Genomic DNA, 26719 nt, shown 5'->3' with positions numbered 1-26719 from the left:
CCAACAGCCTCGATTATCAGCGTCGCCGTCGCCCCCCTGCCTGTAGGGTCAGCGTACGGATCGCGAGATCGAGGCCATGATCGGTCCCGCACGCCTCCCATGGCGAGCAGCCGAGTGCGGTCGCGTGATTTCTGACCGCGAATTCGCGCAACTCGGTCGGGTAGAGTTTCGCCACCGCAACGCTCAGCTTCTCGCGTCGGGCGGCAATCGCTACGGCCTCAGCACGATCTGCCTCGCGGCGCTTGCCGATCCTGGCGAGCGCCGCGATACACAGATTCAGACCGGCTTCCGCGCGGCTGCCTAATGCCAGCGGCGTGTCGTCCGATCCCTCGAGCGGTGTGAGCAGCCATGAGGCAGCCTCTGCCGCCAGTGTGCGTGTGGCCACGCTGCGCAGTCGTTCCACCCGGTCTGCGGCCTCGCGTGCCCGCCGCGCCGTGCCCCGCTCGATCGCCCGGTAACGGGCTCCCTCGAGCGGCAGGTCCAAAAGGTCATCGACTGCCTCCTCACCGCCGGCGACCATTGCGGCGAGCGCGCGCAACGTCGTCATCAGGTCGCTACAGGGAGTGCCGCCTGCCACCAGCAGATCGTCAGGCGAATGGACGTCGCCCGGGAGAGCGCGCTTCAGCCAATCCTGTGGCTCGAAATCGACCGTCTCCGCGATCGGCAGGTCGGCGAGCATTTCATCGATGAGCGTATGCGCGGTTTCGGTGCGCCGATCGATCTCGAGCAGACGGCGCTGCTCCCGCTTCAACTCCTGCGAGATGTCCTCGGGCAGACCATAAACGCCGCTTCCTTCCGACTGCAGGGCACCGGCCATGCAAAGCGCTTCGAGATAGTCCTCCACTGCCTCGCGCGGAAGCCGAATCTCGGGATGATGCCTGCGAACCCACGCGTGTATCGACGCGTTTGGTGGTTCGACGAACGAAGGCGCGATCAACGGCTCAAGGTAGTCGATCGTACTGTCCAGCGAGAACGTCCGATCTTCGAACGTGCGCGGATCGGAGACGACGACGAATTGCTCCAGCAGACTGGCCTGCCATTCCTCCCGCGTGACGGACCACCCCGCGCCAGCATCCGAGATCCCGATCAGCTCGCCGCCATCGTTCGCGATCAACTGAGCGAGCGCGCTGTCTGCAACAGGCCGGACGTGCCGACGTGCGACCGCCACGGCGTCCAGCAGGTCCCTGCCCGCCGCTTCGATCGCCGCGGCCTCGCGGCGTTTCCGGTCGGCTTCCTGCGCTGCCCGGCGTTGCAGAGCCGATGCCCGCCTCGCGGCAGCAGCGGCCAATTCCGCGCGCAGCCTCTCCTCCGCCCGATCGCGCCTGGGGTTGCAGAGCCACTTTCGCGGCGCTTCCCGCAGCAAGCCGCGCTCAATCGCCGTCATGTCCTGGCACGTCCGCAACTGGCGCAGGTTGATCTCGATCGCGGGCCAGCCCCTGGACTGGATCAGCGCGATTTTGTCTTCACCGCACGGATGCGTCACGCAGATCTCGACGATCAGCTCGCGCCCGTCGGCCAGGATCAGCACGATGTCCGGGACGATCCGTTCGAGACGACGCTCGGAGCGCACGTCGCTGAACTCCATCCATCTCGCCGCGCTTTCCTCTCGCGAGATCCCGTCGACAACCGCGGTCACCACCGGCGTCCAAATTCGCTTTCGCTTGATCAGGAGCTGCTTGGCCCAGAAATGCGCGTTCGTTTCCCGGCCGCTTCCACAACCGGAGTTGAGGCCCTGATGCGCGAAGTGCGCGGCCTTCTTCGTTCCCTTGCGAGCGATCAGCCTGGCCTTGCATGCAGGGCAGCTCAATCGGCACTTCAATCCGCGTCGCGCGGCGTTGATGTGGACGACGTCGCCATTGTCATCGACGCCCCAGACAAGATCGACGCCAAGACCAGCAAAGGCGGCGTGGTCGACGAAACCAAAGGGATTAGGACTTAACCCGTCCATGCCGACCGGCAGCTCCTCCATGGTTCGAGCACTATACGATCGCCTGGGTGTTTTCGAGCTTCACATGGGAGTTGACGCGTAGCTCTTTGATGCCGGTTCTGGACGAGGTGTCACGTCCAAGCGAACGGGTAGAGTGACAAAGCAAGGTCTTGGGGCGTCTCCCGGCCTGGCGGCCGGGACCGTCGCTCTACTCCGCTGACGCTCCGCCGAGCCCGCGGGCGGTCTCGGCCCATTCGGGTAACGATCGACTGACGAGAGCGCTCGTCTACGGAAATCTCTTTCCCAGAACCGGAAACGTCTTTCCGCGGACGATGTCGCTGGGACCGGCCGCTCGGCGCGGCACACAGCCTTGGTCGGCATGAGACGCGGAAGGGGCGCGCAGCCTGAGTTGATGGATCGATGCACCGGGCGGGGTGCGCGTGTCGGGCGGTCCAGCGCTGCCCAGGCGGCGTCCGGCCGTCGTGCTTCACCCCGCTCTTGGAGGCGCAATCCTTGGGCCGGGTCGGAGCCTTGTTCGATCAACCCGCAAGGGGTCCGGGCGCTTCGCTACGGCTTTCTTGCGTGCCGCAAGAAAGTGATCGCGGCCCCTCCCCGTCCTGTCGGGCGCCTGTCGAGCGGGGATGAACCCCGCCGGCTTCACAGGAGCCTCGAACATGTTCAACGACATCTGGATCGCCCGCAAGAACGCCCTCAACCTCGCCCGGAGCCTGATGGTCGCCACCATGGTGATCGCCGTCGGTACCCAATATGCGGTCATCACCGCCGAAGACCACGACAGCTCGCTTACGATCGTCAACGAGTATGACCCCTTCGCCTGATCTCCACGGGGGCCGAAAGGCCCCCTCCCCTTTCGTCGCCCTAGTGGCATCAGGGCGGGCATCGAACCCGCCCTGATGCCTTGTCACGCGTCGACCTCGATCAGGTCTCCCCGCGGCGTCTCGTCCTGGTGATGCATTGCCCCATCGTAGGGCCGCACCAGTGCCGACGCTTCTTGGGCACTGCCGTCAAGCCAAGTGAGCAGATCGCGAGGATGTAGGATCACCGGCATCGCCTTGGGATGCCAGGGCTTCACGGTCTCGTTAGGTTCGGTCGTGCCGAAGGCGAACGCCTCGCCGCGCTCGGTCGGCCGCCACAATCCGGCGAAGAACCCGATCGGCTGATCCGGCAGCGAGAACCACATCTGTTTGGGTAGATTGTCATCCCCCTTGCCGCCGTCCGGATGCGGCTCCGCGAAATGCGTGAACGGCACGATGCAGCGTCGGTCGGGTGTTTTGAGCGACGGCGTCCACATAGTCGACGACAGGTTGCGCGCGTTGGTCACGTACTTGTCGAGCTTGACCTCTGGGTTTCGCTTGCTCGGTATCTTCGTCGGGAAACCCCATTCCATCAGAACGATCTCGAGCGGCCGGTTTCCGCCCGCCGCTCGCCGTACGACAGGACCATGTCGAGCGGTCTTCTTCCCCGTCGGGAAGATCTCTCGCGCCGGCGGGAACTCCTCGTCCGGCGCATACGGGGCATCGAACCCGCACGCCCGCAGGACGGCCGCCTGCTTCGCCGAGATGCGATACCGATTGCACATCAGCCCGTCGCCGTTTGCGAAGGAGGCAGCGCGGCCAGGCTCTCGATCAGGACCGGATTGCGCAGCAGCGTCGTCCAGTGGCCACCATAGGTTCTAGAGGCCAGGTAGATCGTCGAGCCGAGGCAGCCGACCATCCGGCAGCGCTCCAGTCGGTCGACGAGCGAGTGCCCCGCCCCATGTCGCGCCACGACATCGGCAAGCTCGACGCGGAGAAGCGTCCCGCACTTCACGCAACGGCTCCGGACCAGCGCGTTCAACCGCAGCATCGCGCCGGCACTGTCCATCCAGTGAGGCCACAGGGCAATGATGTCGGCGCCGTTCTCCACGGGAGGCACGATAGTCCTACGGTGCGGCGGGCGTCCAGCATCCAGGATCCTCGGTCGGTCCCCCCTCCCCCACCGAGCCCGGTGTGTCTTTCGGGCTCCGATGTCCTCGCCGCGGCGCGCACCCAGGCAAGCCCGCGGGCGGGCTTCTCCACTCTCGTTGCGACCCTTCGGGTGCATGGGCGCGCTATGCCCCGGCGGTCCTGTCGCCTGTCGAAAGGCCCCGATCGGCGGGGTCGAAGGCAAGGAGACCATCATGGCCCAGGATACACCCCAGCCCGCGCGCGCACCGATCGATCATGGCGAGATCGCCCGGCTGAACGACTGGCTGCGTGCCAACATCACGAGCCCAGGAGACAACCGCATCGTCATGACGGCGGGGGTCGCCAACCTGATCGGCGACGTGGCGCTGTTCCGGGGGTTCCGTAAGCGCGCCGAACTGCTGCGCACCGTCCGTGACTACGAGACCTTCGAGCGGAGCATCGATCCGCACGGACACCGCGACATGGGTGCGTTCGATTTCGAGGGGACGCCGTGCCTGTGGAAGATCGACTATTACGACCGCAACCTCGAGAGTGGCTCCGAGAACCCCGCTGACCCGTTCGAGACCGTGCGCGTCCTCACCATCCTGTGCGCCGACGAGTGGTAGGCTCGACGCCCCGGCGGGTAGCCGCCGGGGCTTACTCCGCTCTCACATAGGGGTGCTGGCCGCGGAGCAACTCGACCGCCTTCTCGATCGCGTCGCGATCATCACCCTCGCCCCGCACCGCGACGCGCCAGTTGCTGCGCGGATTGAACACGATCGGAAGGATTTCGACCTCCCCGATTAGCTTGTCCCAGCGGCTTGTGCGGGTCTCGGTCGCGCCGGCAATCAAGGTGACCAGTGTCGCGCGCAGTTCGGTCGGGGTCGGCGTACTCATCTTCCTCCCCTACCCTTTCAAGATTGAGATTATGCGTTCTCAGGTCCCGGACAGTCTGACGGCTGGTCGAAGCCGGCGTCAAGGATGCGCGGTCCCCCCAAGTTGCGCGTCCGTCCGCTTCGCTGCCTGACCCGTAATTCGGCACCCCCGCGCCCGGAGCCGCGTTAGCCACGCGGTCCTGTGACCCCGGACCTGGCCATCCGTCCCGCCCCCTCCGTCCAAGACCGATCCTATGGAGGTTCCCATGCTCAGTCCGGCTGCGCGACCACCTTCACGACCCGTCGGTATCGCAGCGATCGACGCCGAAGTCGCCGCAGATAGCCCCCTGCCCTGCGGCCGTTCCGGGAGCATGCGTGCTGCTCGGGTCTCTCTGGGTGGAGCTAGGGCGCGGCTTCGAGGTGACGGACGACATTGCCGGCTCTTTCTGCACGCATGCGGTGTTCGGGCTCGATAAGGCATCAATGCCTCTCCCGAGGGGGACGTTCGACTAGGCCAACATAACCCTTCGCTCCCCGCGACCCGCCGTAACCGATGTCTCACATGTAACCGCTGTGTATTGCTCATCTCACAAGTAGCCCGGGGATCGTCGCTCAGGCTTTCGAGCGCACCCTCGTCGGATGAACATAGGGTGGATCACGACCCTTACGAACTGAACCGCGGCAGTCTCTCAAAGCCGATACATTCACGAGGGGCTGGTTACGTGTAACCGCTGTCTCGCAGGTGTTACGCGGATTCGCCGGAGGTATGAGGTCGTCCGCGCCGATGGAGGTCAATTGGTGGGCTGCTTCCGGCTGCCGTCGAGAAAGCGAACCGCTGTATCTGTCGTGAGCGCAGTAACCGCAGAGGGCGTCGTAACTGCGGTGTTCGCTGCACCCGCTGCGCCCGCTGCGCCCGCTGCGTTCGCTGCGTTCGCTGCGTTCGCTGTGTTCGTTGCGTTCGCTGCACCCGCTGCACCCGCTGCACCCGCTGCGCCCGCTGCGCCCGCTGCGTTCGCTGTGTTCGTTGCGTTCGCTGCGTCCGTTGCGTACGTTGCGTTTGTTGCGTCCGTGGTGTTCGTTGCGTCCGCTGCGTCCGTTGCATTCGCTGTAACTACGCGAACCGCCGGAGTGGCAGGGCAGCAAGGTTTTGCAGCGCTCCCAGCGGCGTTGCCTAGAATGGTCCGTGCACGACTTGATTAGGGGGTGGAGGACTACGAGGCTATTTCTATGTGGAGACATGTAACCGCGCGATCCGCGCGAACCGTGCGACCCGCGGGGAGCGCGACGGCATAGTGGCTGGTCGACCGCGACGACAAGCGCTGTCGATTGAAGTGCCGAGCGAAGCCAGTGGCCCCTGAACGCTGCGTTGCTCCGTCACCAAGCAGCTCCACACGAAGCACCTCACCGAGATTTGTAACCGTTGCGTCGCACCGAACCGCTGTACCAGCTCTAACCGTTGTGACTTGCCGAACCCCGAGGAGAATATTAACCCAACGGTTCATCACGCCTCACTCGCTCCATCGGAGACTCTAATGCCGGTTATCACGCTGTTGTCACCGAAGGGGGGCGTGGGCAAAACCACGACAGCGCTCCTGCTCGCTACGGAGCTCGCTGCGCAAAACGCGAACGTGATCCTGATCGACGCCGATCCGAACTTCCCACTTTCGAAATGGGCGGCACTACCTGGCAAGCCCGACAACATCGAGGTGATAGAGGAGGTCGACGAGGAGACGATCATCGATACGATCACGGAAGCGCGCAAGCGGGCCAAGTTCGTGATTGTCGACCTGGAGGGCAGGGCGTCCGGCCGCGTCACCAATGCTCTTCTCGTCTCCCATCTCGCGCTGATCCCGATGCAAGGGTCGGCCTTGGATTCGAACGAGGCCGCTCGGGCGTTCAAGAACGTGCGTCAGGTCTCGAAGCACCGAGAGACCCCGCTGAAGTTCGCCGCGGTACTCGCCAAGACACAGGCATCCGATCGTCTCTGGCCCCGTGACCTGAAGCAGATCATCGTCGGTCTTCAGGAAGCGGGCATTCCCGTGATCAACACGGCTCTAGCCGATCGCGGCGCCTTTCGGGCGCTCTTCAGCCTCGGGGGAACGCTCGCCAGCCTGAAGAATACCGATGTCGGCTCGCTGACCACGGCTCGCTCGAACGCCGCGGCTTTCACGCTCGACGTTCTCAACCTCCTGAATGAAAAGGTTCCGGCATGACCTCCGGCACTGGCCGCCCCGGGCTCGCAAGCTTCTCACTTGATGAGGACGACGACATCCCTGTGCCGACACCGCAGCAGCGTGCTGCGGCGAGGGCAGGGGGGGAGAAGCTGGGCTTCAAGTCGGAACCTGTAGAAGCGCCAAACAAGCGTCCGACCGCTCCCGCGCGCGAGGCGGTCTACACCGCTAACTTCCATATCCGGACCACGCCGGAAGACCGGGAACGTTATGACGATTTTGCCTATCGGCATCGCATGAAGAAGGGCGAGGCCATGCGCCTGCTGCTCGATCTTGCAGAGGAAGCCGAGGCCGCGCGCGCCAAGAAGAAGTAGGGAACGTTGGTGGCTTGATCCATCTGCCCAATATCGAGGGGCAGGGGAGGGGGAAGACGCCGCACGGCGCCACCCCAGCCACGGAGCAAGCGGTTACAACGAACGCAGGTAACCGCACGCTCCCAATCGGATCGTTTGTTGCGCCAGGCGTAAGGTGACGGCACCACCGAGAATCCAGGATGCCTTGTTAGACGTCCTGTCGGCCGTCAGCCGTCGATGATGCCACCTCGGCGCGCCGGCTGGGGTCACGGGCACGAGCAAAAGCGCCGTATCAGCGCCGGGAAGCAGCCGACGTTTCCTCCAGCTTGCCTCGAGCGCCGCAGACATGCCTTGCGTGGACTTTCAGGCTTTCGCTCGATGCGGATGGGCTCGCCGGGATAAAACCGGCCAGTTTATCGCAACGCGTACCGGATCGAGTCGGAAAAGCGCTTGCCCACACCGGCTGGCAGCTGCTCGTTCGCCGTCAGCTTGGCAGGCTCAAAGCTTCTAACAAAGAGCATCAACATACGCTTGCAGCGTTATCGTGCCGCGGATCGGATTGTCCGGCATCTCGAAGTTCCCATCGACGCTGACACCGGTCATGCGGGCATAGGTCCGCGGCGATCCTTCGGCATTGGTGACGACGATGAGGTTCGTCGGACCGGCTCTCTCACGCGGCTTGAGGAAGATGATGTTGCCGACAGGCGCGATCTGCCATGAAATCGTGTCGCCGAGTGCGGCTTGGGTGATCGTCTCGCCGGGGCCGAACTGTATCTGGATGGCGTGACGGAAGCTGCCTTGGACCGAGACTACTTGGTCGGGATCGTAGTTGATATTGCGGACCCGGGCATCTTTCGATCCTGGCTTCGGCACCTCGGTCGCCCGCGCGGGGCAGGGGGCCAGTGCCGCGGAGACGGCACCAAGGGTCGAGAAGAGCACGAGGCGGCGCCAGATTGCACCTACGCCGCGCCAGACTCGGCTCTGCGAGCCGCGTTTGGTCAGAGAAAGCTTTGTGGCAGGCGGCGACAATCGCGCCGCCAGCCGCTTGCGCAGTTCGGGCAAAGAGACTGGAGCGATAGTCTGGTCGGTCGCCGGATGGGTAGTTGGGTCGATCATGTCAGGCCTCCGGGTCCGAGCGGTAGTTGACGACCTGGAAGCCGAGCGGATTGAGGTTGCGGTCTTTCTCGTGCTCTGGGGCCGTAGTATATCTGAAGGTCAGAATCGCATTCCAGTTCTGCGCAACTGGAGCGCTCTGTCCGAAGGTGATGATCTTCGTGAAGCGGACCTGCGCGACGGTCGGGCTCAGGAAGCTGATCGTCCTGATGGCGATCGAGACGAAGCCCTTCCCGCCGTAGATGTTGGACGGGGCGTTCCTGTTGCTTGACTGCACGTTGCCAAGATACCGGCTCGCTTCGGCCTGATCGCTCATCAGCATGACGGCGTAGGCGTTCTCGCGGGCGGCATCGTTCAGCCAGCCTTCGCGCAACCGAACATATTGCGAGATGAAGTACCGATTGACGGCATCGTCGTAGGTGCGCGGCTGCGGGCCCTTGAGGGCCGTCACGATCTCCGTCTCGCCCGAGGTCTTGTCTACCCGTATGACGTAGGGTTGTACTGTCTTCAGCGGCGTGAGCATCGCGACGGCAGCAACCGAGGCGACGGCGAGCGCGCAGGCCCCGCCCGCCACGATCCAGGCAAGTCGCTTCGACTGGATAGCGTCACGCATCCGATCGTACTCCCACGTCCTTGCCGTCTCGAGGTACGTCGCCTTGTCCTCGGCTTTCACGCGCGCCATCGCCGCAATTCCTTCATCAGCATGAGTAGGACAGCTCGCTTTCCACCTGCGACGTTTGCGGTGCCGGCTGTATCGAGCGGCGGTTCAAGCTCGGCGTGGGCACCACCGCCGAGCCCGATCCCGGATCAACCGATGACGGCGACGGCACGGAGGACGGTGCCGGTACCACGTCCGGAGCCCGCGCCCGTTCGGGTGCGGCCATTGATCGGTTACCGCCCTGCGATGCTGGGAGCGGGACAGGGAGCGTCGGGAGGATCGTGCCATACAGGTTCGCCGGGCGCCGGTGCTTGCCGTCGCACACGACGGGCTTGCTGATCCGGGTTCCGGCACAGCCGGCGAGCGCGAGCGATCCGAACGCGACCATCGTCAATGTTTTCATATGATCTCCGTTCGTGTGATCCGCGCCGCGCGCATGGTTGAGATTGTGCCCGCGAGAATCGCTAAGTCCCTCGGCTGATCGACCCACCGGCCCGTGTCTCCGCTGCAGCAGGCGGGCGCGCCTGTACCGCGCGCCGGAACATCAGACGGTTCGTCAGCATGTTCGCACCCGTCATCAAGAAGCCGTGGCCACCCGAAGCAGCGCCACCCGCGATACCCCCGGAAATCGAAGGCGACTGGAAGAAGAAGATCGTCCCGACGATGTAGATCGCTGCGCAGGAGATGGTGGCGACCACCATCACGCCCGCGCTCAGTGTCAGATAGGTGTTCTCCATCGTCACGAAGGCAGTACCGTCCCCGATCGAGCCGAGGATGCCGTCCATCGCTGCCTCCTGCAGGCCGGTGATGAACTTGGTCATGATCGCCATGACGACCATCAGCAGAATGTAGTTGACCGTCTGCTTGAGCCAGCCGTCGAACAGCCATCTCGACGAATTGAACAGCAGGCATGCGAGCGCGAGCGGCGCGAGCGCGACGCAGATCGATACCGCCAGCTTGGCGAAGATGACGATGCAGAACCCGACGGACGCGGAAAGGAAGGCGAAAACGTACAGGATGGCAATGCAGAGATAGGTGATGAGCGAGCAGGTCAGCTGGATAAGCGGAGTACGGAAATCGGTAATCCCGCGGGATGCCTGCGCCTGGACCTTGGTGTTCGCATCCACCATCCGCTGGCCCAGTTTGCCCGTGTCGGACACGTAGGTGTCGAAGGTGGTGCCCGGGTTGGTCACCGGTGTGCCGGACCCTGCAGCGATGATCTCGCTTGGCAGATTGGTGGCCACGTTGACGACGAAGGTCGTGTAGCCAACCGCACTGGCCGCGGCGAGCGCGAACCCGACCTTGCCCGCCTGGAACACGAGTTCGCGAAGTGGCGCCTGGATCGCGCCACGAAGGACCGCAAAGCCGAGAAGCAGAAAGTAGATGGTCGCGGCAAGGGCAAGCGGCGCCGCCACGAAGCTGACGAGTCCCGACCCGAAGGTCGCTACAGCGCCCGCAATCGCCGTCTCGACATAGCCATACATCGTCGTGAACAGCGTCATGATGTTGGGCGCAGCGGCCATGCTTGGATCTCGAGCCCTTGGAGGTGCTTAGACGACGGAAAATGACGTCACTTCCGAACAGTGTTCGCCTTGAAGAAGTCCGACTCCTTCTTGCCCGCGCTCAACTGCGCGAATGAGATCGTCGCCTCCTGCGTGGTCGAGCAGCGATCGCTCTTCTCCGCAGGCGCGAGCTGGCTAAATTCGCCGGTGTCGCACTTCCCCTGCCACTCGCTGAGGAGTGCCCGGTCGGCGATCAGCTGCTGTGCAGTCGGGACCGCAACCTCTCTCTGGCAGCCGCACATCATGATGAGCACGCCTAAGGTCATCAGCTTGCGCATCGTCATCTCCGGATGGTGTTGGCTTGAAAGAAGGCGGATTCATTGCGGCCGGCCGACACTTGAGCGGCGCTGGCGGCCATGCTTGCCTCACTGGCCTGGGCCATCTGCATCGCCTGCATCTTGATCAGGTCGTTCTGGAGCTGTGCCTGTTCGGCCTGAAGCCGGGCTTGCAGATCCAGCACGTCTTTGGGGTCTCTCGCGCTATCGAGCTGCGCACGAAGCTGATCGATCCCTTGCATCCGCGTCTGCGCGACGCGTAGGGTATTCTCGCCGAACGCGGCGGTCGCCGCAGCCGGACCGGTAGAGTCCCGCAGCGCCTGGCTATAGGCGGCGTCCGCATCCGACGAGCCCGTCGGCGTTAGCCCGTAACGCGACTGGATGTTGGCTGCGACGGTCCCGAGCGATCCTATGCGGGTCAGGTCGCCACCCAGGAGGGTCGCGGCGTCGATGGTCTCGTCGGGAAGGATGTTCCTGATCTGCGGTTGAAGCAGGGACGTTGCCACGCGGTTGATGTCGGTCAGCTTCTGTAGCGAGTTGAGCGCAGTCGTTGCGGTCCGGATTTGCTGCTCTCCCTGTTGGATCATGGTGGCGGTATGCTGGACGGTCGCGAGCGCTTGCAGATAGCTGGAGGAGTCAAACACCGGGATGCCCTGCGCGGCAGCCGGCGAGGCGAAAGCAGCGATCGAAGCCGCGGCCATCATGAGGGTATATTTGAATGTCATGTCAGCTTCTCCGCTGGTTGGCATAGAAGGCGGGCAGCCACGCCGTCGGATGGCTGCCAGCGATGGCGATGGCTTCTTCCATCGCAACGAGCGTCTCCTCACGACCGGAAAGGACCTTGAGCTCATTGGGCATTCCGCCGAGGTCGAGCTTGGCGACGATCGATGTCTGGCCCTGTTTGACGAGAAAGCAGCGGCTTTCCGGGGTCAGATCGTCGCGGATCAGCCGATACTCCGCGTCGGTGAGCCCCAGGCCATCGCAATAATCCGACCGCTTCGCGTCGGCGTTGGGGAGGAGGATCTTGGTGGCGGTCTGCTCGATGATCGAATGCGCGATCGGGGAGCGCAGTGCATCGGCCGGCGACTGGGTGCCAAACACCATGAAGGCGTTTCGCTTACGGAAGGTTTTCAGCCCATCCTGTGCAAAGGCCCGGAAGGCGTCGTCCTGAAGCGCCTTCCAGAACTCGTCGATGTCGACCACGACCCGCTGGCCGTCGAGCAGCTCGTCCACGCGGTGGAAGAGATACAGCATCGCCGGTGTGCGGATTTCCGGGTTCTCGAGGAACTGGGTCATGTCGAAGCCGACGAACCGCGCCGCCATCGAGACCTCGTCCTCCGGTCCGTCGAAGGCCCAGCCCAGCGCGCCGCCCTGGCACCACCGTTCGAGACGCGCTCCGATGCCTTCGGCGTCGGCGTAGCCGAGCATCTCACGCAATGCGCCGAATGAACGGGCGTGTGCTGGCAGACGCATCACCGCATCGATGCCTTCGTCGATCAGGCGTTCTTCTGACACGGAAAGAGGTCGGCTCTCGCGCCGCACGAGCACTCGGATGAACTGGCGAAGAAAGGCGATATTGTAGGCGTTCGGGGCGAGCCCCTTTAGCGGCGCGAACCCGGTCGGTTGCCCGTTGCGAAGCGTCAGATAGGTGCCACCGCAAGCCCTGACGAAGATCTCGGCGCCGCGGTCCTTGTCGAAGAAGACCTGCTTGGCGCCGGTCTTCTCGAGTTGCGCCTGAAGGAAGTTCTGGAGAACGGTCTTTCCGCCCCCGGTCGGTCCGATGATGAGCGTGTGTCCGATGTCGGCACGGTGGAAGTTGAACCAGAAGGACGAGCCTGCGCGCGTCTTGAGCAGCGTGACTGCATCGCCCCAGTGGTTGCCGTTCTTCCGTAGAGCGGGAAACGTATAAAAAGGGCTGAGCGCCGCGAAATTGCGGCTGTTGAGAACGGCCGGCCGTGCCCGCATCCGAAAGTTGCCCGGAAGCTGCGCCCAAAAGGCTGCCTCCAGCGCGACGTCTTCGCGCGCCATCACCATGCCCGTGTCCGCAGCGGCCGATCGGGCGATGGAGAGGTGATCGAGGAGACGCTTCGGATCGTCGTCGATGACCGAGATCGAAAGATGGTGTTCCCCCATGACGAAGCGGTTCGCCATCAGCTCGTCCTGCCCATCGAGCAGTTCCAGCGCCTGACTGACTCCGGCATCGTCCGAGGACGTCATCTGCCGGTATTTTTTCGAGAAGCGTTCGCTGGCGACAGACTTCACGAGCGGTGCGAAGCTCTGAGTCAGCACGAACGGGAAGTCGAGCTTGAGCAGGCTGTTGAACTGCCCGGGTCGCGTGCTGGCAACGTACTCGCGCACCCCGAACATGCCGACGAATTGCGATTTGTGAGGAAGGCGGATCTCGGCCGCTTCGCGCCCGAAGACTATCCGCGACTGGTAGAGAGCCTGCCCGAGACGTCCGTCCACGAGCGGGATGCGGACACGGTCGCCGGTAAGGATAAAGTGCAGCACTTCCATCGGCTTCGAGAACAGGATGCCGTCGTGCTCGTACAGCGACAGCCGGTCGGGAGCAGCGTCGACCAGGAGCGATTCGAAATCTCGGCACTTGTCCGCCATGATGGCCATGGCTCGGTCGTCGGTCTCGCCACTCGGGCGGCGCGCGCCGAACCACCGCGTTACCTGATCGCCGGCCATGTTCGACGGGCGCACGATGATCGTGACGTAGAATTCGTTATGGTAGAGGACCGTCTCCCGCAGCTTGTCCGCATAATGGTTCTGAAGCGTCCGCGCGAAGTCGGAGTGAAAGTCACCGCCGAGGTTCGGATCCGTCTCGGTGCGGACGAGATGCGTCCACAATGCCACGCGGTCGTCCCCGATCGACCGCCACGCGATGTTCAGCTTGTTGTGCCAGGTATTGAGGTCGGTGGTGTCGCTGGTTTCGAACGGCCGTCCCTCGACACGGTACATTCGCATGAGCGACCCGTCCTCCAGTGCGACCAGCGTGTCATCGATGTGCCGCGTATAGGGGATGAATTTGATGTCATCGGCTTCCCTGAGCGCAATCGCCTTATGCTTCAGCGCGGGGTCAGTCATTGCCGAACCGCTTCCGCTTCACGCCCTTGCCGAGGCGTACGGGCGAGTAACTCCCACCACCCCAGAACTTGCGGTTTCGCGATACAAAGACCGTCTGAAACCATAAGCCCCATAACCGGAAAGCATTGTAGTCGTAGTGAACGACCATTCGCGCCGGGAAGTACAGAGCGCCGAACAGCGCCAGCGGGTAGAAGGGATTGTGCATGATTCCCCAGAGAACCATGCAGATCATGATGATCGGCAGGACGGCTTCGAGCGGAAGCCCCATGAAAACGGACGGTCTGGTCATCGCCAGGAAGACCTTGTCTTCTGCAAGCTTCTCGGCCTCAGCCACCCGTGCTCATCCAGCCGACGATCGTCGTCGCCGAAAAGATGATGCCGATACCGATCAGCACCGTGACGGCGCGGCCCCAATCCATTCGGCCGGTCAGCTTGGCATAGCCGACGGCCATGACGGCGATCACCCCGACAACCGACGCGATCGTCACCATCCAGTCCTTGATGGTGTTGAGGCCACTCTGAATAGCTGTCCCGCTGCTCTGTGCGAGCGCGGGTTGCGCGATCGCGACGAGCGCCAACATGCCGGCGATGCCGACTAGCTGGCGAGCACGCTGATCCGACATCATCCTGCCGGCCGTCGGTGTGAAATGCATACGAACCTCCATGGTCTATCGCTCAAGATCGGGACGGGTCTGGATCGGCTCGATCTGCCGAACGTGTGTTGGCTCACGCACGGAGACATCGAGGCCGCGCCGCAGCGCGTCTGAGATCATGTGCCGGCTTTCCAGGTTCGCGGAGGCCATGCTCATCGCGTCACCCTCGAACACCTTGCCGATATGCTGCTCCATCACGCGCTGTGCCTGCATCGCACCGGCAAGGCGGGGGTCGGTTCCGGCGCTTCCTTCCGTCCCGTGCAGGAAGAGTTCGGCGAGTTCGTCGCCCTCGCGTCGGCGCAGCACCGCCGAGCTTGCGTCCGGGTCGGTAGCCGTCCCGGGCTGCTCGGGTTGAAGCCGATCATCCGACGGGGTGGGCCTGTCGGGCTTCTCTGCGTGGCCCCTATCGGCGACAAGCGTGGCGATCCCCGTCGGGGGCGCGTCCGTGTCGCGCGTCAATGTGTCGCGACGAGAGCCGGAGCGCGCGAGAGAGACCGCGGTCGCGACCTCCGTATCCCACTTCTCCGCCCGCCCCAGTTCCCGCAGCGCCTCGGGTTCGTAGCCGGCCCGTCCGAACGCCTCCACTACCGCCGGGCTTGCCAAGGCGCGGTCGAGCGCGACGCCCAGTGCACTTCCATTCTCGTCGATCCGCTCGTGCTGCACCTCACGGACGAGGGCGTTGGTCGCACCCGGTAAGGCGTCGTGGAGGGCCGTTCGATCCGCAGTGAGCGCGCTGATCTTGAGCAAAAGCCGGCTGTCGGCATCTGCCAAGCCGACGTCCTCCGAAGGGGTCCCTTTCTTCTCAGTAACCTCTGCAAGGGGAGTCACCGCTTGCACGGCCGTACCGGGTGATCGCTTCATCTCATCGGGCGCCGGCGTCGCAGGCGTCAGATCGCGTCTCGCGATGTCCTCCCGACGAGCAGTCGCGGACTTCTCCTGCTCGATGAACGACGGCTCGTATCCGTTGACCTCGAGGCCGGATCGGGTAGCCGCCGCCCAGACCGCCTTTCGAAAATTCGGCGAGCCATCGACGTCGATCCGGTCCCAACCGTTGAACTGCGCGATCTTGACCAACGCCTGGATCGTCTCCGCATCCTCGGCGCGCGCGACGATCCGGCTGGCCTTGCCCCCATCGGCGATCTCGATGAATGGTGCGTCGCGTTGCCCGGGCCGGAAGAGACCGAAGCGCTGCTGGCCCTCCGGCGCGTCGACAGCGCGGACTTCGTAGCGATCCGCGATGTCGGGAGGGATTGCGAACTCGGTCGACGGGCGTTGCTGCTCGACCTCGGGCTGCCCGCGCGAGACGCTGTTCTCGGTGCTCACTTGAACACCTCGATCTCGTTCGCGTCGACCTGACCCACGACCCAGTCGTCGGACCGGGACATAGGCTTTGCAGCCACGGTCGTCGTAGCAATCCGCAGCGGTGCAACCGGCAAGGCAGGGGCCGCCGGGATCGACCCCAATGAAAGGGCCCGGGACCAGACGCGGCCCACGTAACCGTTCCGCATCCCGCGCGTCATCGTGCCCGTGTTGTAGAGCGAGTAGGTGGCTGAGATTGCGTCGAGCCCGTCATAGTAGCGGCTCGCAGCGTCGAAGTTGGCTTGTAGGACGCTGGAAGCGAGACTGATGTTGGTGCACGGCTCGAACGCCTGCTCGACCGTCACACCTAGACGAGAGAGATTGGCCGAGTTGATCTGCGCAAGGCCGATGTCGACGGTATATCCGGCCGCCATGTAGCGCCGCACGATGGCTGCGCCCTCCGTGCTCGACCGAGCACGGACCCGCGGACCCTTGTTAACATTGATCTGCAGAGGATCGCCGCCGCTTTCCGTCAGGACGAGGGGAACGACCGCCTCAGTTGCGATCGCCGGTGCGCACGCTTTCGCCAACGCGACGATGGCGGGCACGTCGTAGATCACTGTGGGAGCACCGTCTGGGTCCGCGTGTCGAGCGCGTAGCGTGACGCCGAGCCATCTGCTTGCGTGATCGTCAGGTCATAGCCGTGCCTGACCGACCTCGTGCGGATGCCAACGCCGGTGCAGGTCGGGAACGAGCCGCCCAGGGCAAGGACGTTCCATAACTTCGTGATCGGAGGCACGCACGCGGCATAGGTTGTGGGCGATCCCGGCGTAGCGAGACACAGGATCACCTGGCATCCCCAATCCGATGCGTACGCAGGCTGCGGAATCGCGAGTGCCAACACGCCTGCGATCGGGAACTCGAGAGCGCCCGCCACTCCTGCAAGCTTCCTCGAAGCCTGTCGGATCATGAACCACCTCGTTGGTTTGCGCGCCATTCGGCCGCTGCGAAGACGTCCCACTGCGGAGGCGCCGTCGCAGAGGTCTGAAGGCCCAGCCCTGCCGTAAGAGCTGGTGCCGCGCCCTCCTGGAGCACGCGAGCGGCACCGGGGCCGGCACCGGCGACATTGATCATCCACTCCTCATCGTCCTCTACCCGGCGAGGCTGATCGATGACCTGCCCCGAGCGAGCGAATGCGAGGTGCCAGTGGTTTGAATGGCCGCGGTCGCCTGGGCCAAGGAGTTCGATGACCTGGAAGCCGCTCGCTTCCATCACTGACCTGAGCTGCGCACGGGTGATCGAGCCGACGCCGGCCGCAGGCACGAAGTCGATCGCTTGGCCGAACTTGTGCCAACTGTAGCGAGCACCGTAGCTCGCGTTCATGGGCCGGATCGTGTTGGTGATGCGGGCATCGAAGGTCCGACGCAGCAAAGCGCTGACGCTCGAGACCTCGGCGCCGCCGTTATCGACGATGCGATCACTCGCTTCGCCGGTGTGCGCCAGCGCGCACGGGTCGAAAACCGATGCCGGCGTGATCTTGAAGGTCGAGAAATCCCGACCGTTAATGCGAAGCGGACCAGCCTCGAAGTCAGCGCCGAGCGCGAGCAGGTCGCGGATCGTTGCCTCCGCCTCGGCTTGGTTGGCGGGCACCCGGGTAAGGACCGCACCCGTACGAACTCCGATCGCAAACGGCCCCGGTGCTCCGGCTGCGTTTAGCCCCATCGCACAGAGTTGTACCGCCTTTGCTACAATACTCGCCGGAAGCACTGATGATGTCCCGCCATTGACCACTCGGAACGGATAGCCAATAAACTAAATGGCATCCATATTAACAGCTTAAGTAATGGCGGACGTTGCAACAACGTCTATCTTGGAATGAAATTAAGGGAAATCTGGAGCAAATGAAGTCTTGCCTTGTCCTAGGCCGTTTCGCCATTCTATGCCGCTCAATAATCAGATGAAGGCGATCCCGCTTCAAAGCCGACGACGACACGTCATGACGAGGTCGAGACCGTGCGAGCCAAGTTCTGTGAGTTCGAGGTGACCATACCGGAAAATCGCAGATGAGGTTCCGTGCGCTATTCGGCGGGCTTTTCTTCATCGTGGCGGTCGCACACTGGCATGGATCATCAGCCTTTCGGAGCGTTGCGACAGGTCAGGATGGCCAATCCTGCCCAAGCGCGAGCGACGCTCGGTTCTGCGCCGCGGTAATTGGCCTCGCTGCAGCATTTCGCGACCCCATTTTGCAGCCGAACCACGGCAACATCCTCCCGCCGCCGCAGACACCGGGAGCAATCGATCCCGCTATTACACAGGCGACGATTGATACGACGATCTGTCGGCCTGGCTATGCTGGCAGGGCCCGGCCAGCGCTCGAGATCTCTGCGCCGTTCAAGCGGCGTCTGATGAATCTGCAATATCCCGGGCAGCGCATGGCCGACTACGAACTCGACCATCTGATCCCGATCTCCATCGGCGGCGCGCCGTTCGACAGGCGCAATCTCTGGCTTCAGCCCCGCCGGGGGCGGGCCAATGCCGCCGACAAGAACAAGCTTGCCTACGTCTTGTGGCGATTGGTGTGCGAACACCGCCTACCGCTGCGGATCGCGCAGCAGGCGATAAGCCGCGACTGGACGCAGGCCTATGCCATCTATGCGACGCGCGAAAACGTGGCGCGGTACCAATTTCACTCCGACGAAACCCTATCGGATTCGTCACGCGGCGCATCTGCCGACAATTTGGACTTCCAGAAAAAGGAGTGAACGATGCCACAGAATATCGCCGAATTCCGTATCATCGGGAGGATCGGAAAAATCACGACCCGCGAGCGGGTGACCTATGTCAGCGTCGCCGCCAACTACAATCGTCGAGATGGAGACGATTGGAAGAAGGACACCTATTGGAACAGTGTCGTCTGCTTCTCGAACGTGACGCAGCAGATCGAAGCCGCAGCGAAAGGGGATTTGGTACACGTCACCGGTCGCGTCCGGGAGCGCAGCCATGGTGAAGCCAGTGACGTCGCGTACCGCACCGAGCTGATCGCCGACACGTTTTCGGTGCTCTCGAAGAGCGATGGCGAGGAGAGTTGATCATGACGGTGAGCGGCTTTCGGAACTGTAGAGGCACCTCCTCCCCGCTCTCGCGGCGGCATGCCGTTCTGGCGGACCAAATCGCCCGCTTCAGCGGCGCGCTCTCCCGGACCGGCGTGAAGCCCGCATCTGTTGCGGACAGCCGAATAATGATCTCATCTTCATCGTACAGGCAATTTTCTCCTTTCGTTCCGATGTCGGATGAATCAGAGTCTCCTCATGCCGATCCGTCCGGAACATCGCTGGCTGTATCCGATCGATTGGCCCGAAATCAGCAGGATCGTCCGCTTCAAGCGTGCGGGCGGCCGCTGCGAGCACTGCCAGCGACCTCATGGCCGGCGGGTCGCGCAGCTAGCTGGTACGGCAGGGGTGTGGTGGGACGCCGAGATCCGCGCCTGGCGCGACGGTACCGGCCGGCGGCTTCGACAGCCACCCTCGTTCGTTTCGCTCGATGCGATCCGCATGACCCGCAGACCTGTCTATCTCGCTACCGCTCACCTCAACCACGACCCGACGTTCAGCGGACCGCGATGGCGCAACCTCGCTGCGCTGTGCCCCCGGTGCCATATGATCCACGACGCTCCGGAACATCGTCGACGTCGATGGTGGAATGCCTTTCGTCGGCGTGCGCTGGGCGACCTTTTTACCGGCCGCTACACCTAACGTCGGCTCGACTGTGGCCGCCTCCGAAATGCGCGCACTGCCCGTTCGTGCTTTCGAGTAGATTGTGTTCCAACCAGTGGAGACGTGGGAGGGCGGACCGCAACGGCGCCCTCGTTCTTCCGCAGGGCACCAGCGACCAGCTTGTTTCCTCGCGTCTCGTCAGCCTGCGCTCGGCAGGAGAGGCGAGGTTGCCGTCCGGATATTTGGTACTGTCCGGAGGCTCCATTGCTCGATTTCCATCAAACCCACGGAACAATGGCGATGGCGCGACTTCCGCTTGATGCCTCGTCTCGCGCTCAGGCCATCGTCGAGCAGCTCGGCGGGGTGTGGCACGGTACGCGCGGCGAGTGCCGCTGTCCCGCACATGATGATTCAACACCGAGCCTCTCCGTCCGGCTCGGCGATACGGCGATCCTCTTCCACTGTTTCGCTGGCTGTACGCCCGTCGAGGTCATGAAGGCCCTTCAGCGCAATCGGCTTCACGATCGCAGCGCCGTGGTGATGCCGACAGACACGCCCAAGCGTGACATGGGGGCGTTGGCTGTTCGCCTGTGGCGGGCAAGCAGACCGATCGCCGGCACGCTTGCCGAGGAGTACCTTATCGCTCGGGGGCTTTCGCCGCCCTTTTCGAGGGCCTTGCGCTTCAACTCGGAAACCATTTTGGGCGCTGGCAGCGCCAGGCGGGTCATGCCGGCGCTTATCGCGGCTGTCGAAAACGATGTCGGCATCGTCGCCGTACAGCGAACCTTTCTCCACCCGACGAACGTGCTCCAGAAGCCGATCCCCAAGCCAAAGGCCGCCTTGGGTCTGCTCGGGGTAGCTGCGATCCGACTGGCTCCGGCGACGGATGAACTCGGTCTCGCGGAGGGTGTCGAGGACGCGCTCTCGGCGATGGCTTGGTTCGGTACACCGACATGGGCGCTCGGCGGCGTCGAGCGGCTTGCCTTCGTTGCAATCCCTGAGAAGGTACGGCGTGTCATCGTCTATGGTGATCGAGGCCGAGCCGCGGAGCGACTATTGGAGAAAGCGCGTGAACACCTGACCGCGAACGGTCGCGAACTCGTCAGCCGGGTGCCGGAAAACCAAGACGACTGGAACGATGCCTGGCGAGCACGCCTGCGGCTCGCAAGCGATCCGACGATGCAAATGCGGGATTGAAGCGACAGGCAACCGCCTAATTCACGCTCCGCTGTAACCGTCCGCTCCGCTCGGACACATCGGCAAACTTCAGCGACGGTTCGCTGCGCCAGAGCCCGTTTACGACTTGACCAATCGGACTCAACGCTGGAACATAAAGGGAACAACCCGAGTTTAAATTCCCATGCCTGCTGCTATCCAACATCTACCCGCGACCATAGCTCAGCTGCGGACGATCGCGACGCCGGTCACCGACCATCGCATCCTGCCGTTCGGCATCGAGCAACTCGATCGGCGACTCGGGGGAGGAGGGCTTCGGGCAGGTGCGTTGCACGAGGCGGCGGCGCTCAGCGCTTCGCTGGCCGACGAGGCGGCGGCGACGCTCTTCCTGGCCGGTATTGCCGCGCGAGAGGCGGCGGCGCTGGGCGGACCGGTGCTGTGGGCGAGCTGCCGCACCGATCTGTATGCGCCCGGACTCGCTCAGGCAGGACTGCCGGCGGCAAACGTGATCCACGCGCAGCCCCATGACGATGCGGCGCTGCTCGCCGTCGTCGAGGATGCGGTTCGCGATGGCACGCCCTCGGCGATCGTCGCGGAGGTCGGCAAGGTGTCGATGGTCGCCACCAGGCGGCTGCAGCTCGTGGCGGCGGATGCCGACATGCCGGTGCTGCTGCTCCGACGCCGGCGGTCGCGCGAGCGTGATCCGCTCGACGAGCCGTCCGCGGCGTGGACGCGCTGGCGGGTCGGCAGCGCACCGTCGGCACGGTTCGGCGTCGCGGGCGTCGGACGGTCGCGCTGGCTCGTCGAACTCGCCCGTCAGCGCGGGGGCGAACCTTTTTCTCTGATCGTGGAGGGCAGCGATGGGACGGGTCGTCTCGCTGTTCCTGCCGCACTTGGCCATCGAGCGGCTGAGACGGCAGGAACGGTCCGCGTCGCGGCAGCCTGACCGCCCGCCGCTCGAAATCCCCGTCGACGACGATCCCGGTGCCTGCTCCGTCCCGCGCGGCGGCAACTGGCGGCCGGGCGCGCGCTGGGCACGAAGCATGCCGACACGCGTGAACGTGCAAGGCGATATCGCGGCGCTGCCAGCGCATGCGCGGCCGCCTATGCGCGAGCTGGGGCGGCGTTCCGAAGCAGCCGACCATCCGTTCAAGGGACGCTTAGCGTTGCCCCGGACCGTGGCTACGACCCTGGTTCCAGACGTCGCGCATGCGCCGCTCGCGCTGATCGACAAGGTCGGTCGACGCGAGGAGGTGGTTGCCGCCTGCCCAGCAGCGGTCGGTCTCGGCATCCACGTCGGCATGGCCGTTACCCACGCGCGCGCACTCGTGTCCGATCTCGACGTCCGCCCCGCGGAGCCCGCCGCGGACGCCGCGCTGCTCGACCGGCTGGCGCTGCTCGCTGTGCGGCGATGGTCGCCGATCGCCGCCGTGTCGCCGAACGACGGCCTCTTACTCGACCTCGCCGGCTGCGATCACCTGCACGGCGGCGAGGAGCGCTTCTGTCGGCGGCTGCTCGCCTTGTGCCGTCGCGCAGGCTTCACTGGACGAGTCGCGGTCGCGGACACGCCGGGCGCCGCCCATGCACTGGCGCGATACGGGCGGGCAGACCTGATCCGCGTCGAGGCAGGGGACACGGCCGCCGCGATCGCGCCTCTGCCGGTCGCCGCGCTGCGGCTCCCGCCCTCTCCGCTAGAAGCCGCGCGCAAGTTCGGCTTCGAGCGGATCGCGGACCTGCTGCCGGTCGCACGCGGGCCGCTGGCACGCCGTCTGGGGCTTGCCGCAATTAAGCGGCTGGATCAGGCGCTCGGCGCGGTGGCCGAGCCGATCACACCGCGCGACGACCCGGAGGTGCCGATGGCCGAACGGCGGCTGCTCGAACCGATCGGCACGGCGGAGGCCATCGAGCAGGTCATGGCAGACCTCCTCGGTGATCTCGCAGAGGTCCTGCAGCGGCGGGGTCTCGGCGCCCGGTCGCTGCGCCTCGTCGGGCTGCGCGTCGACGGTGGCGAGCAGGTGGTGGCGATCGGAACGTCCCGGCCGACGCGCGAGATCTCACACCTCCTTCGTCTCATGAAGCTGCGCATCGAGCGGATCGATCCTGGCATGGGACTGGAGCAGTTCCGGCTGATCGCGCCGCATACCGAGCCGCTCGATGCGGTCGACCTCGGCGCGGTCCTCGCCGGCGACACGCTCGTGCGCGATCCCGCCCGGCTGGTCGACGTCGTCGCCGGGCGGATCGGCGCGCGCTCGGTCTACCGGAACGCTCCCGTCGACAGCCATGTGCCGGAACGGGCCGTCACCCGCTCCGACCCGGTGATGGTGCCCGGAACATGGCCCGACTGGCAGCGTCCCATCCGCCTGTTCGCGCGTCCGGAACCGCTGTCGCGGGTGATCGCGCTGCTGCCCGACCAGCCGCCGCGTCGCTTCGAGTGGCGGGGGCGGACGCACGCGATCGTCGCCGGCGATGGGCCCGAGCGCATCCATGGCGAGTGGTGGCGCCGCGATGCCGAGGTCTGGGCGGTGCGGGACTACTACCGCGTCGAGGACGAGCATGGCGGTCGCTACTGGGTGTTCCGCCGCGGCGATGCGGTCGAGGAGACGACCGGCGATCTCAGCTGGTGGATACACGGCGTGTTCGCATGACCGACTATGTCGAGCTGCAAATGCTCACCCACTTCTCGCTGCTCCGCGGCGCATCGAGCGCGGAGGAGTTGTTCGCGGCGGCGGCGCTTCTCGGCTACCCCGCGCTCGGCGTTGGCGACATCGGCACCGTCGCGGGCGTGGTCCGCGCCTGGGAGGCGCAGAAGGCGACCGGCGTGCGCTCGATTGCGGGCGCGCGGGTCGATCTCTCCTGCGGCCGGCGGCTGCTCCTCTATCCGACCGATCGTCCCGCCTGGTCGCGGCTCACACGGCTCCTCACCGTCGGCAAGAAGCGGGCAGGGAAGGGCGGGTGCCTTCTCCACTGGCACGATCTCCAGCCCTGGTCGGAGGGGCTGATCGCCATCCTGCTGCCGCACGAGGCGGATGCCGAGAACCGTGTCGCGCTCGCCGACCTGAAGACGGTGTTCGGCCGGCGCGGCTACATGGCGCTGTTCCAGCGGCGAAGACCGAACGACGCGGTTCGCATCGACGCCCTCGCCCGGCAAGCAGGCGAGGCAAGCGTCCGCGCCGTCGTGACCGGCGACGTGCTCTACCACGCGCCCGAGGTTCGCCTGCTCCAGGACGTGGTGACGGCGGTGCGCGAGAAGTGCACCGTCGACGAGCTGGGCTACCGGCGCGAGGTCAACGCCGACCGCGCGCTGAAGCCGCCGGCCGAGATGGTGCGGCGGTTCAGGGCTTATCCCGACGCGCTGCGGGCCAGCGTCGACATCGCCCGCGCCTGCACCTTCGATCTCGGCGAACTCGCCTACCAGTATCCGCATGAGCGGCTGGTCGAGGGACTGACCGCCCAGGGGGCGCTCGAGAAGCTGGCGAACGAGGCAGTCGCCCGCATGTTCGAAGGCGCGGTGCCGACTGCCTACGCCGATCAGATAACGCACGAGCTGCGGCTCATCGGCGAGCTCGGCTACGCTCCCTACTTCCTCACCGTCTACGCCATCGTCCGCGAGGCGCGCCGCCGCGGCATTCTCTGTCAGGGACGGGGCTCAGCGGCGAACAGCTGCGTCTGCTTCGTGCTCGAGGTCACCTCGATCGATCCGATCAAGCACGAGCTGTTGTTCGAGCGGTTCGTATCGGGCGAACGCCGCGAGCCGCCCGACATCGACGTCGACTTTGAGCACGAGCGGCGCGAAGAGATTATCCAGTGGATCTACGAAACCTACGGCCGCGACCGGTCGGCGCTGACCGCAGTCGTCCAGCGCTACCGTGCGCGCGGCGCGGTGCGAGACGTCGGCAAGGCGATGGGCCTGCCGGAGGACTTGACCTCCTCGCTCGCGGGCCTCGTCTGGGGCTGGTCCGCGGAAGGGGTCGGCGAGAAGCAGGTCAACGAGCTGAACCTCGACATCGCCGACCGGCGTCTCCGGCTGACGCTCGATCTCGCACGCAAGCTGATCGGGGTGCCCCGCCACATGTCGCAGCACCCTGGCGGCTTCGTCCTGACGCACGACAGGCTCGACGACCTCGTGCCGATCGAACCCGCTGCGATGGAAGACCGCCAAATCATCGAATGGGACAAGGACGACATCGATGCCCTGAAGTTCATGAAGGTCGACGTGCTCGGTCTCGGCATGCTCGGCTGCATGAACCGGGCCTTCAATCTGCTGGAGGAGTCGAAAGGCGTGCGGGTCGGCATGGCCGATCTCCAGGACGACGATCCATCGGTCTACGCCATGATTCAGAAGGCGGATACGCTCGGTACCTTCCAGATCGAAAGCCGCGCGCAGATGTCGATGTTGCCGCGGATGAAGCCGCGCCGCTTCTATGACCTCGTCATCCAGGTCGCGATCGTGCGACCGGGACCGATCCAGGGTGACATGGTTCACCCGTACCTCCGCCGTCGCGAGGGGCTGGAGAAGCCGGAATACCCGCGCCCCGAGCTGCGCGCGGTGCTCGAGAAGACGCTGGGTGTGCCGCTCTTCCAGGAACAGGCGATGAAGGTGGCGATCGTCGGCGCCGGGTTCACGCCGGCCGAGGCTGACCAGCTGCGCCGCGCGATGGCGACGTTCAAGTTCACCGGCGGGGTGAGCCACTTCAGCGAGAAGCTCGTCGAAGGCATGGTGGCGCGTGGCTACCCGCGTGAGTTCGCCGAGCGCACTTTCCGCCAGTTGGAGGGCTTCGGCAGCTATGGCTTTCCCGAGAGCCACGCGGCGAGCTTCGCCAAGATCGCCTATGCGTCGAGCTGGATGAAGCATCATCATCCCGACGTGTTCTGCGCGGCGCTGATGAACGCCTATCCCATGGGCTTCTACGCGCCCGCGCAGATCGTCCGTGACGCCCGCGAGCACGGCGTCGAGGTGCGGCCGCCGTGCATCAACGCCAGCCGCTGGGGCTGCACGCTGGAGCCGACCGGCGGGCGCTACCTCGCCGTTCGGCTCGGGCTGCGGCAGGTGCGTGGGCTGTCCAACGCGGATGGCGCCGCGATCGTCGGCGCACGCAGTACGGCCGCGTTCGAGTCGGTCGAGGACGTGTGGCGGCGCTCGGGCGTGCAGCGTGCTGCTGTAGAGAAGCTCGCCGATGCCGACGCCTACCATGCGTTCGGCGCGGATCGTCGGCAGGGATTGTGGAAAGTGAGGGGGCTCGGCGAGGCGCCGCTGCCATTGTTCGCAGCCGCCGACCGGATCGCCGACGGTATCAGCGCCGAAGGCATAGAGCCCGACGTCGCGCTCCGGCCATTGACCGACGGCCGCGAGGTGATCGAGGACTATCGCACGCTCCAGCTATCGCTGCGCGCCCATCCGTTGTCGTTCCTCCGCGACGAGCTGTCGGGCCGCGGCGTGACCCGCTGCGGCGACCTCGCGGGCATCCGCGATGGGCGGCACGTCGAGGTCGCCGGGATCATCCTCGTTCGGCAGAAGCCGGGCTCAGCGAAGGGCGTGCTCTTCATCACCATCGAAGACGAGACGGGCATCGCCAACGGTATCCTCTGGCCGGACCGCTTCGAGGCGCAGCGCCGCACCGTCATGTCGGCCTCGATGATCGGCATGAAGGGTAGGGTACAGAAGGAGGGCGAGGTCATCCACGTGATCTGCGACCGGATCATCGATCACGGCGACCTGCTGACTCAGGTCGGCGCCATGTCGTTCCCGCACCAGACCGGCCGCGGTGACGGTGCCCGTCACGCCGGTTCGCCCGATCGAGGCGACAAGGGCTGGAGCCCTCTTCCTCGCAATTCCTACTGGCCGCCGCACGCCGACGGCATGGATCCCGAGGAGGTCGTGCGGTTCAAGTCGCACGACTTCCGCTGA

27 protein-coding genes are annotated in these 26719 nt (G+C 64.9%); 11 read left to right on the top strand and 16 right to left on the bottom strand.

What is annotated here, in order from left to right; genetic code table 11:
* Positions 1-16: 16 nt before the first annotated feature.
* Positions 17-1969: a competence protein CoiA family protein gene (locus FSB78_RS18365; protein ID WP_147084344.1), complete on the bottom strand. Its 1953-nt coding sequence runs from the start codon at positions 1967-1969 to the stop codon at positions 17-19.
* Between the two features lie 632 nt (positions 1970-2601).
* On the opposite strand from FSB78_RS18365, the gene FSB78_RS19350 reads away from it, so the two are divergent.
* On the top strand, positions 2602-2766 hold the full coding sequence (locus FSB78_RS19350; RefSeq protein ID WP_199743313.1) for a hypothetical protein: 165 nt from the start codon (positions 2602-2604) through the stop codon (positions 2764-2766).
* 83 nt (positions 2767-2849) lie between these two features.
* Here the strand turns inward: FSB78_RS19350 and FSB78_RS18360 are convergent, their stop codons facing one another.
* Positions 2850-3527 carry an SOS response-associated peptidase gene (locus FSB78_RS18360; RefSeq protein ID WP_147084343.1) on the bottom strand — a complete coding sequence of 226 codons (678 nt, stop codon included), beginning with the start codon at positions 3525-3527 and terminating at the stop codon, positions 2850-2852.
* Positions 3527-3853, bottom strand: a complete 327-nt coding sequence (locus FSB78_RS18355; RefSeq protein ID WP_147084342.1) for a hypothetical protein — start codon at positions 3851-3853, stop codon at positions 3527-3529. The genes FSB78_RS18360 and FSB78_RS18355 overlap by 1 nt, the downstream gene beginning before the upstream one ends.
* Positions 3854-4106: 253 nt before the next feature.
* Here FSB78_RS18355 and FSB78_RS18350 point away from each other — a divergent pair, with 253 nt between their 5' ends.
* Positions 4107-4499, top strand: coding sequence for a DUF3768 domain-containing protein (locus FSB78_RS18350; protein ID WP_147084341.1), 393 nt, complete (start codon positions 4107-4109; stop codon positions 4497-4499).
* A gap of 31 nt (positions 4500-4530) precedes the next feature.
* On the opposite strand, the gene FSB78_RS18345 is transcribed toward FSB78_RS18350, so the two are convergent.
* Positions 4531-4770, bottom strand: coding sequence for a hypothetical protein (locus FSB78_RS18345; RefSeq protein WP_147084340.1), 240 nt, complete (start codon positions 4768-4770; stop codon positions 4531-4533).
* Positions 4771-6280: 1510 nt separating this feature from the next.
* On the opposite strand from FSB78_RS18345, the gene FSB78_RS18335 reads away from it, so the two are divergent.
* Both FSB78_RS18335 and FSB78_RS18330 read left to right on the top strand, forming a co-directional pair.
* The gene (locus FSB78_RS18335; protein WP_147084338.1) at positions 6281-6961 is read left to right on the top strand and encodes a ParA family protein; all 681 of its coding nucleotides are present in this window, start codon (positions 6281-6283) and stop codon (positions 6959-6961) included.
* Complete coding sequence (locus FSB78_RS18330; protein WP_147084337.1) at positions 6958-7293, top strand: hypothetical protein; 336 nt, start codon at positions 6958-6960, stop codon at positions 7291-7293. Before FSB78_RS18335 ends, FSB78_RS18330 begins: the two co-directional genes overlap by 4 nt.
* 486 nt (positions 7294-7779) lie before the next feature.
* On the opposite strand, the gene FSB78_RS18325 is transcribed toward FSB78_RS18330, so the two are convergent.
* From FSB78_RS18325 to FSB78_RS18270, 12 genes are all read right to left on the bottom strand, one after another.
* On the bottom strand, positions 7780-8388 hold the full coding sequence (locus FSB78_RS18325; RefSeq protein WP_147084336.1) for a TrbG/VirB9 family P-type conjugative transfer protein: 609 nt from the start codon (positions 8386-8388) through the stop codon (positions 7780-7782).
* Between the two features lies 1 nt (position 8389).
* Positions 8390-9067, bottom strand: a complete 678-nt coding sequence (locus FSB78_RS18320) for a VirB8 family type IV secretion system protein (protein ID WP_147084335.1) — start codon at positions 9065-9067, stop codon at positions 8390-8392.
* A gap of 440 nt (positions 9068-9507) precedes the next feature.
* Entirely contained in the window at positions 9508-10545 is a 1038-nt protein-coding gene (locus FSB78_RS18315; RefSeq protein WP_147084431.1) for a TrbL/VirB6 family protein, read from the bottom strand.
* Between the two features lie 68 nt (positions 10546-10613).
* The gene (locus FSB78_RS18310) at positions 10614-10883 is read right to left on the bottom strand and encodes a hypothetical protein (RefSeq protein WP_147084334.1); all 270 of its coding nucleotides are present in this window, start codon (positions 10881-10883) and stop codon (positions 10614-10616) included.
* Positions 10884-10885: 2 nt separating this feature from the next.
* Entirely contained in the window at positions 10886-11605 is a 720-nt protein-coding gene (locus FSB78_RS18305) for a TrbJ/VirB5 family protein (RefSeq protein ID WP_147084333.1), read from the bottom strand.
* 1 nt (position 11606) lies between these two features.
* Positions 11607-13973, bottom strand: coding sequence for a VirB4 family type IV secretion/conjugal transfer ATPase (locus tag FSB78_RS18300; protein WP_147084332.1), 2367 nt, complete (start codon positions 13971-13973; stop codon positions 11607-11609).
* A complete protein-coding gene (locus FSB78_RS18295) occupies positions 13966-14307 on the bottom strand; it encodes a VirB3 family type IV secretion system protein (protein WP_147084331.1) in 342 nt (113 codons plus the stop codon). The genes FSB78_RS18300 and FSB78_RS18295 overlap by 8 nt, the downstream gene beginning before the upstream one ends.
* Positions 14300-14626, bottom strand: a complete 327-nt coding sequence (locus FSB78_RS18290) for a TrbC/VirB2 family protein (RefSeq protein ID WP_147084330.1) — start codon at positions 14624-14626, stop codon at positions 14300-14302. Before FSB78_RS18290 ends, FSB78_RS18295 begins: the two co-directional genes overlap by 8 nt.
* Positions 14627-14641: 15 nt before the next feature.
* Entirely contained in the window at positions 14642-15949 is a 1308-nt protein-coding gene (locus FSB78_RS18285; protein WP_147084329.1) for an LPD7 domain-containing protein, read from the bottom strand.
* Positions 15946-16545: a lytic transglycosylase domain-containing protein gene (locus tag FSB78_RS18280; RefSeq protein WP_147084328.1), complete on the bottom strand. Its 600-nt coding sequence runs from the start codon at positions 16543-16545 to the stop codon at positions 15946-15948. Before FSB78_RS18280 ends, FSB78_RS18285 begins: the two co-directional genes overlap by 4 nt.
* A complete protein-coding gene (locus FSB78_RS19790) occupies positions 16542-16724 on the bottom strand; it encodes a hypothetical protein (RefSeq protein ID WP_422396735.1) in 183 nt (60 codons plus the stop codon). Before FSB78_RS19790 ends, FSB78_RS18280 begins: the two co-directional genes overlap by 4 nt.
* Positions 16725-16891: 167 nt before the next feature.
* Positions 16892-17575 carry a muramidase gene (locus tag FSB78_RS18270; RefSeq protein ID WP_242008452.1) on the bottom strand — a complete coding sequence of 228 codons (684 nt, stop codon included), beginning with the start codon at positions 17573-17575 and terminating at the stop codon, positions 16892-16894.
* 413 nt (positions 17576-17988) lie between these two features.
* Here FSB78_RS18270 and FSB78_RS19590 point away from each other — a divergent pair, with 413 nt between their 5' ends.
* From FSB78_RS19590 to FSB78_RS18235, 7 genes are all read left to right on the top strand, one after another.
* The gene (locus tag FSB78_RS19590; RefSeq protein WP_242008451.1) at positions 17989-18687 is read left to right on the top strand and encodes a hypothetical protein; all 699 of its coding nucleotides are present in this window, start codon (positions 17989-17991) and stop codon (positions 18685-18687) included.
* Between the two features lie 3 nt (positions 18688-18690).
* Positions 18691-19014, top strand: coding sequence for a single-stranded DNA-binding protein (locus FSB78_RS18260; RefSeq protein ID WP_147084325.1), 324 nt, complete (start codon positions 18691-18693; stop codon positions 19012-19014).
* Between the two features lie 219 nt (positions 19015-19233).
* Positions 19234-19677 carry a hypothetical protein gene (locus tag FSB78_RS18255; RefSeq protein ID WP_147084430.1) on the top strand — a complete coding sequence of 148 codons (444 nt, stop codon included), beginning with the start codon at positions 19234-19236 and terminating at the stop codon, positions 19675-19677.
* A 225-nt stretch (positions 19678-19902) separates the two neighbouring features.
* Positions 19903-20835, top strand: coding sequence for a DUF7146 domain-containing protein (locus FSB78_RS18250; protein ID WP_242008449.1), 933 nt, complete (start codon positions 19903-19905; stop codon positions 20833-20835).
* A 163-nt stretch (positions 20836-20998) separates the two neighbouring features.
* Positions 20999-21760, top strand: a complete 762-nt coding sequence (locus tag FSB78_RS18245) for an ImuA family protein (RefSeq protein ID WP_199743312.1) — start codon at positions 20999-21001, stop codon at positions 21758-21760.
* Between the two features lie 160 nt (positions 21761-21920).
* Positions 21921-23459 carry a Y-family DNA polymerase gene (locus FSB78_RS18240; protein ID WP_147084427.1) on the top strand — a complete coding sequence of 513 codons (1539 nt, stop codon included), beginning with the start codon at positions 21921-21923 and terminating at the stop codon, positions 23457-23459.
* Entirely contained in the window at positions 23456-26719 is a 3264-nt protein-coding gene (locus FSB78_RS18235; protein WP_147084324.1) for an error-prone DNA polymerase, read from the top strand. The genes FSB78_RS18240 and FSB78_RS18235 overlap by 4 nt, the downstream gene beginning before the upstream one ends.

This window comes from Sphingomonas ginsenosidivorax (assembly GCF_007995065.1).
In the GTDB taxonomy this organism is placed as follows: domain Bacteria; phylum Pseudomonadota; class Alphaproteobacteria; order Sphingomonadales; family Sphingomonadaceae; genus Sphingomonas; species Sphingomonas ginsenosidivorax.
Note: the sequence above shows the minus strand (reverse complement) of the source record. Positions and strands in the feature narration are given on the sequence as shown.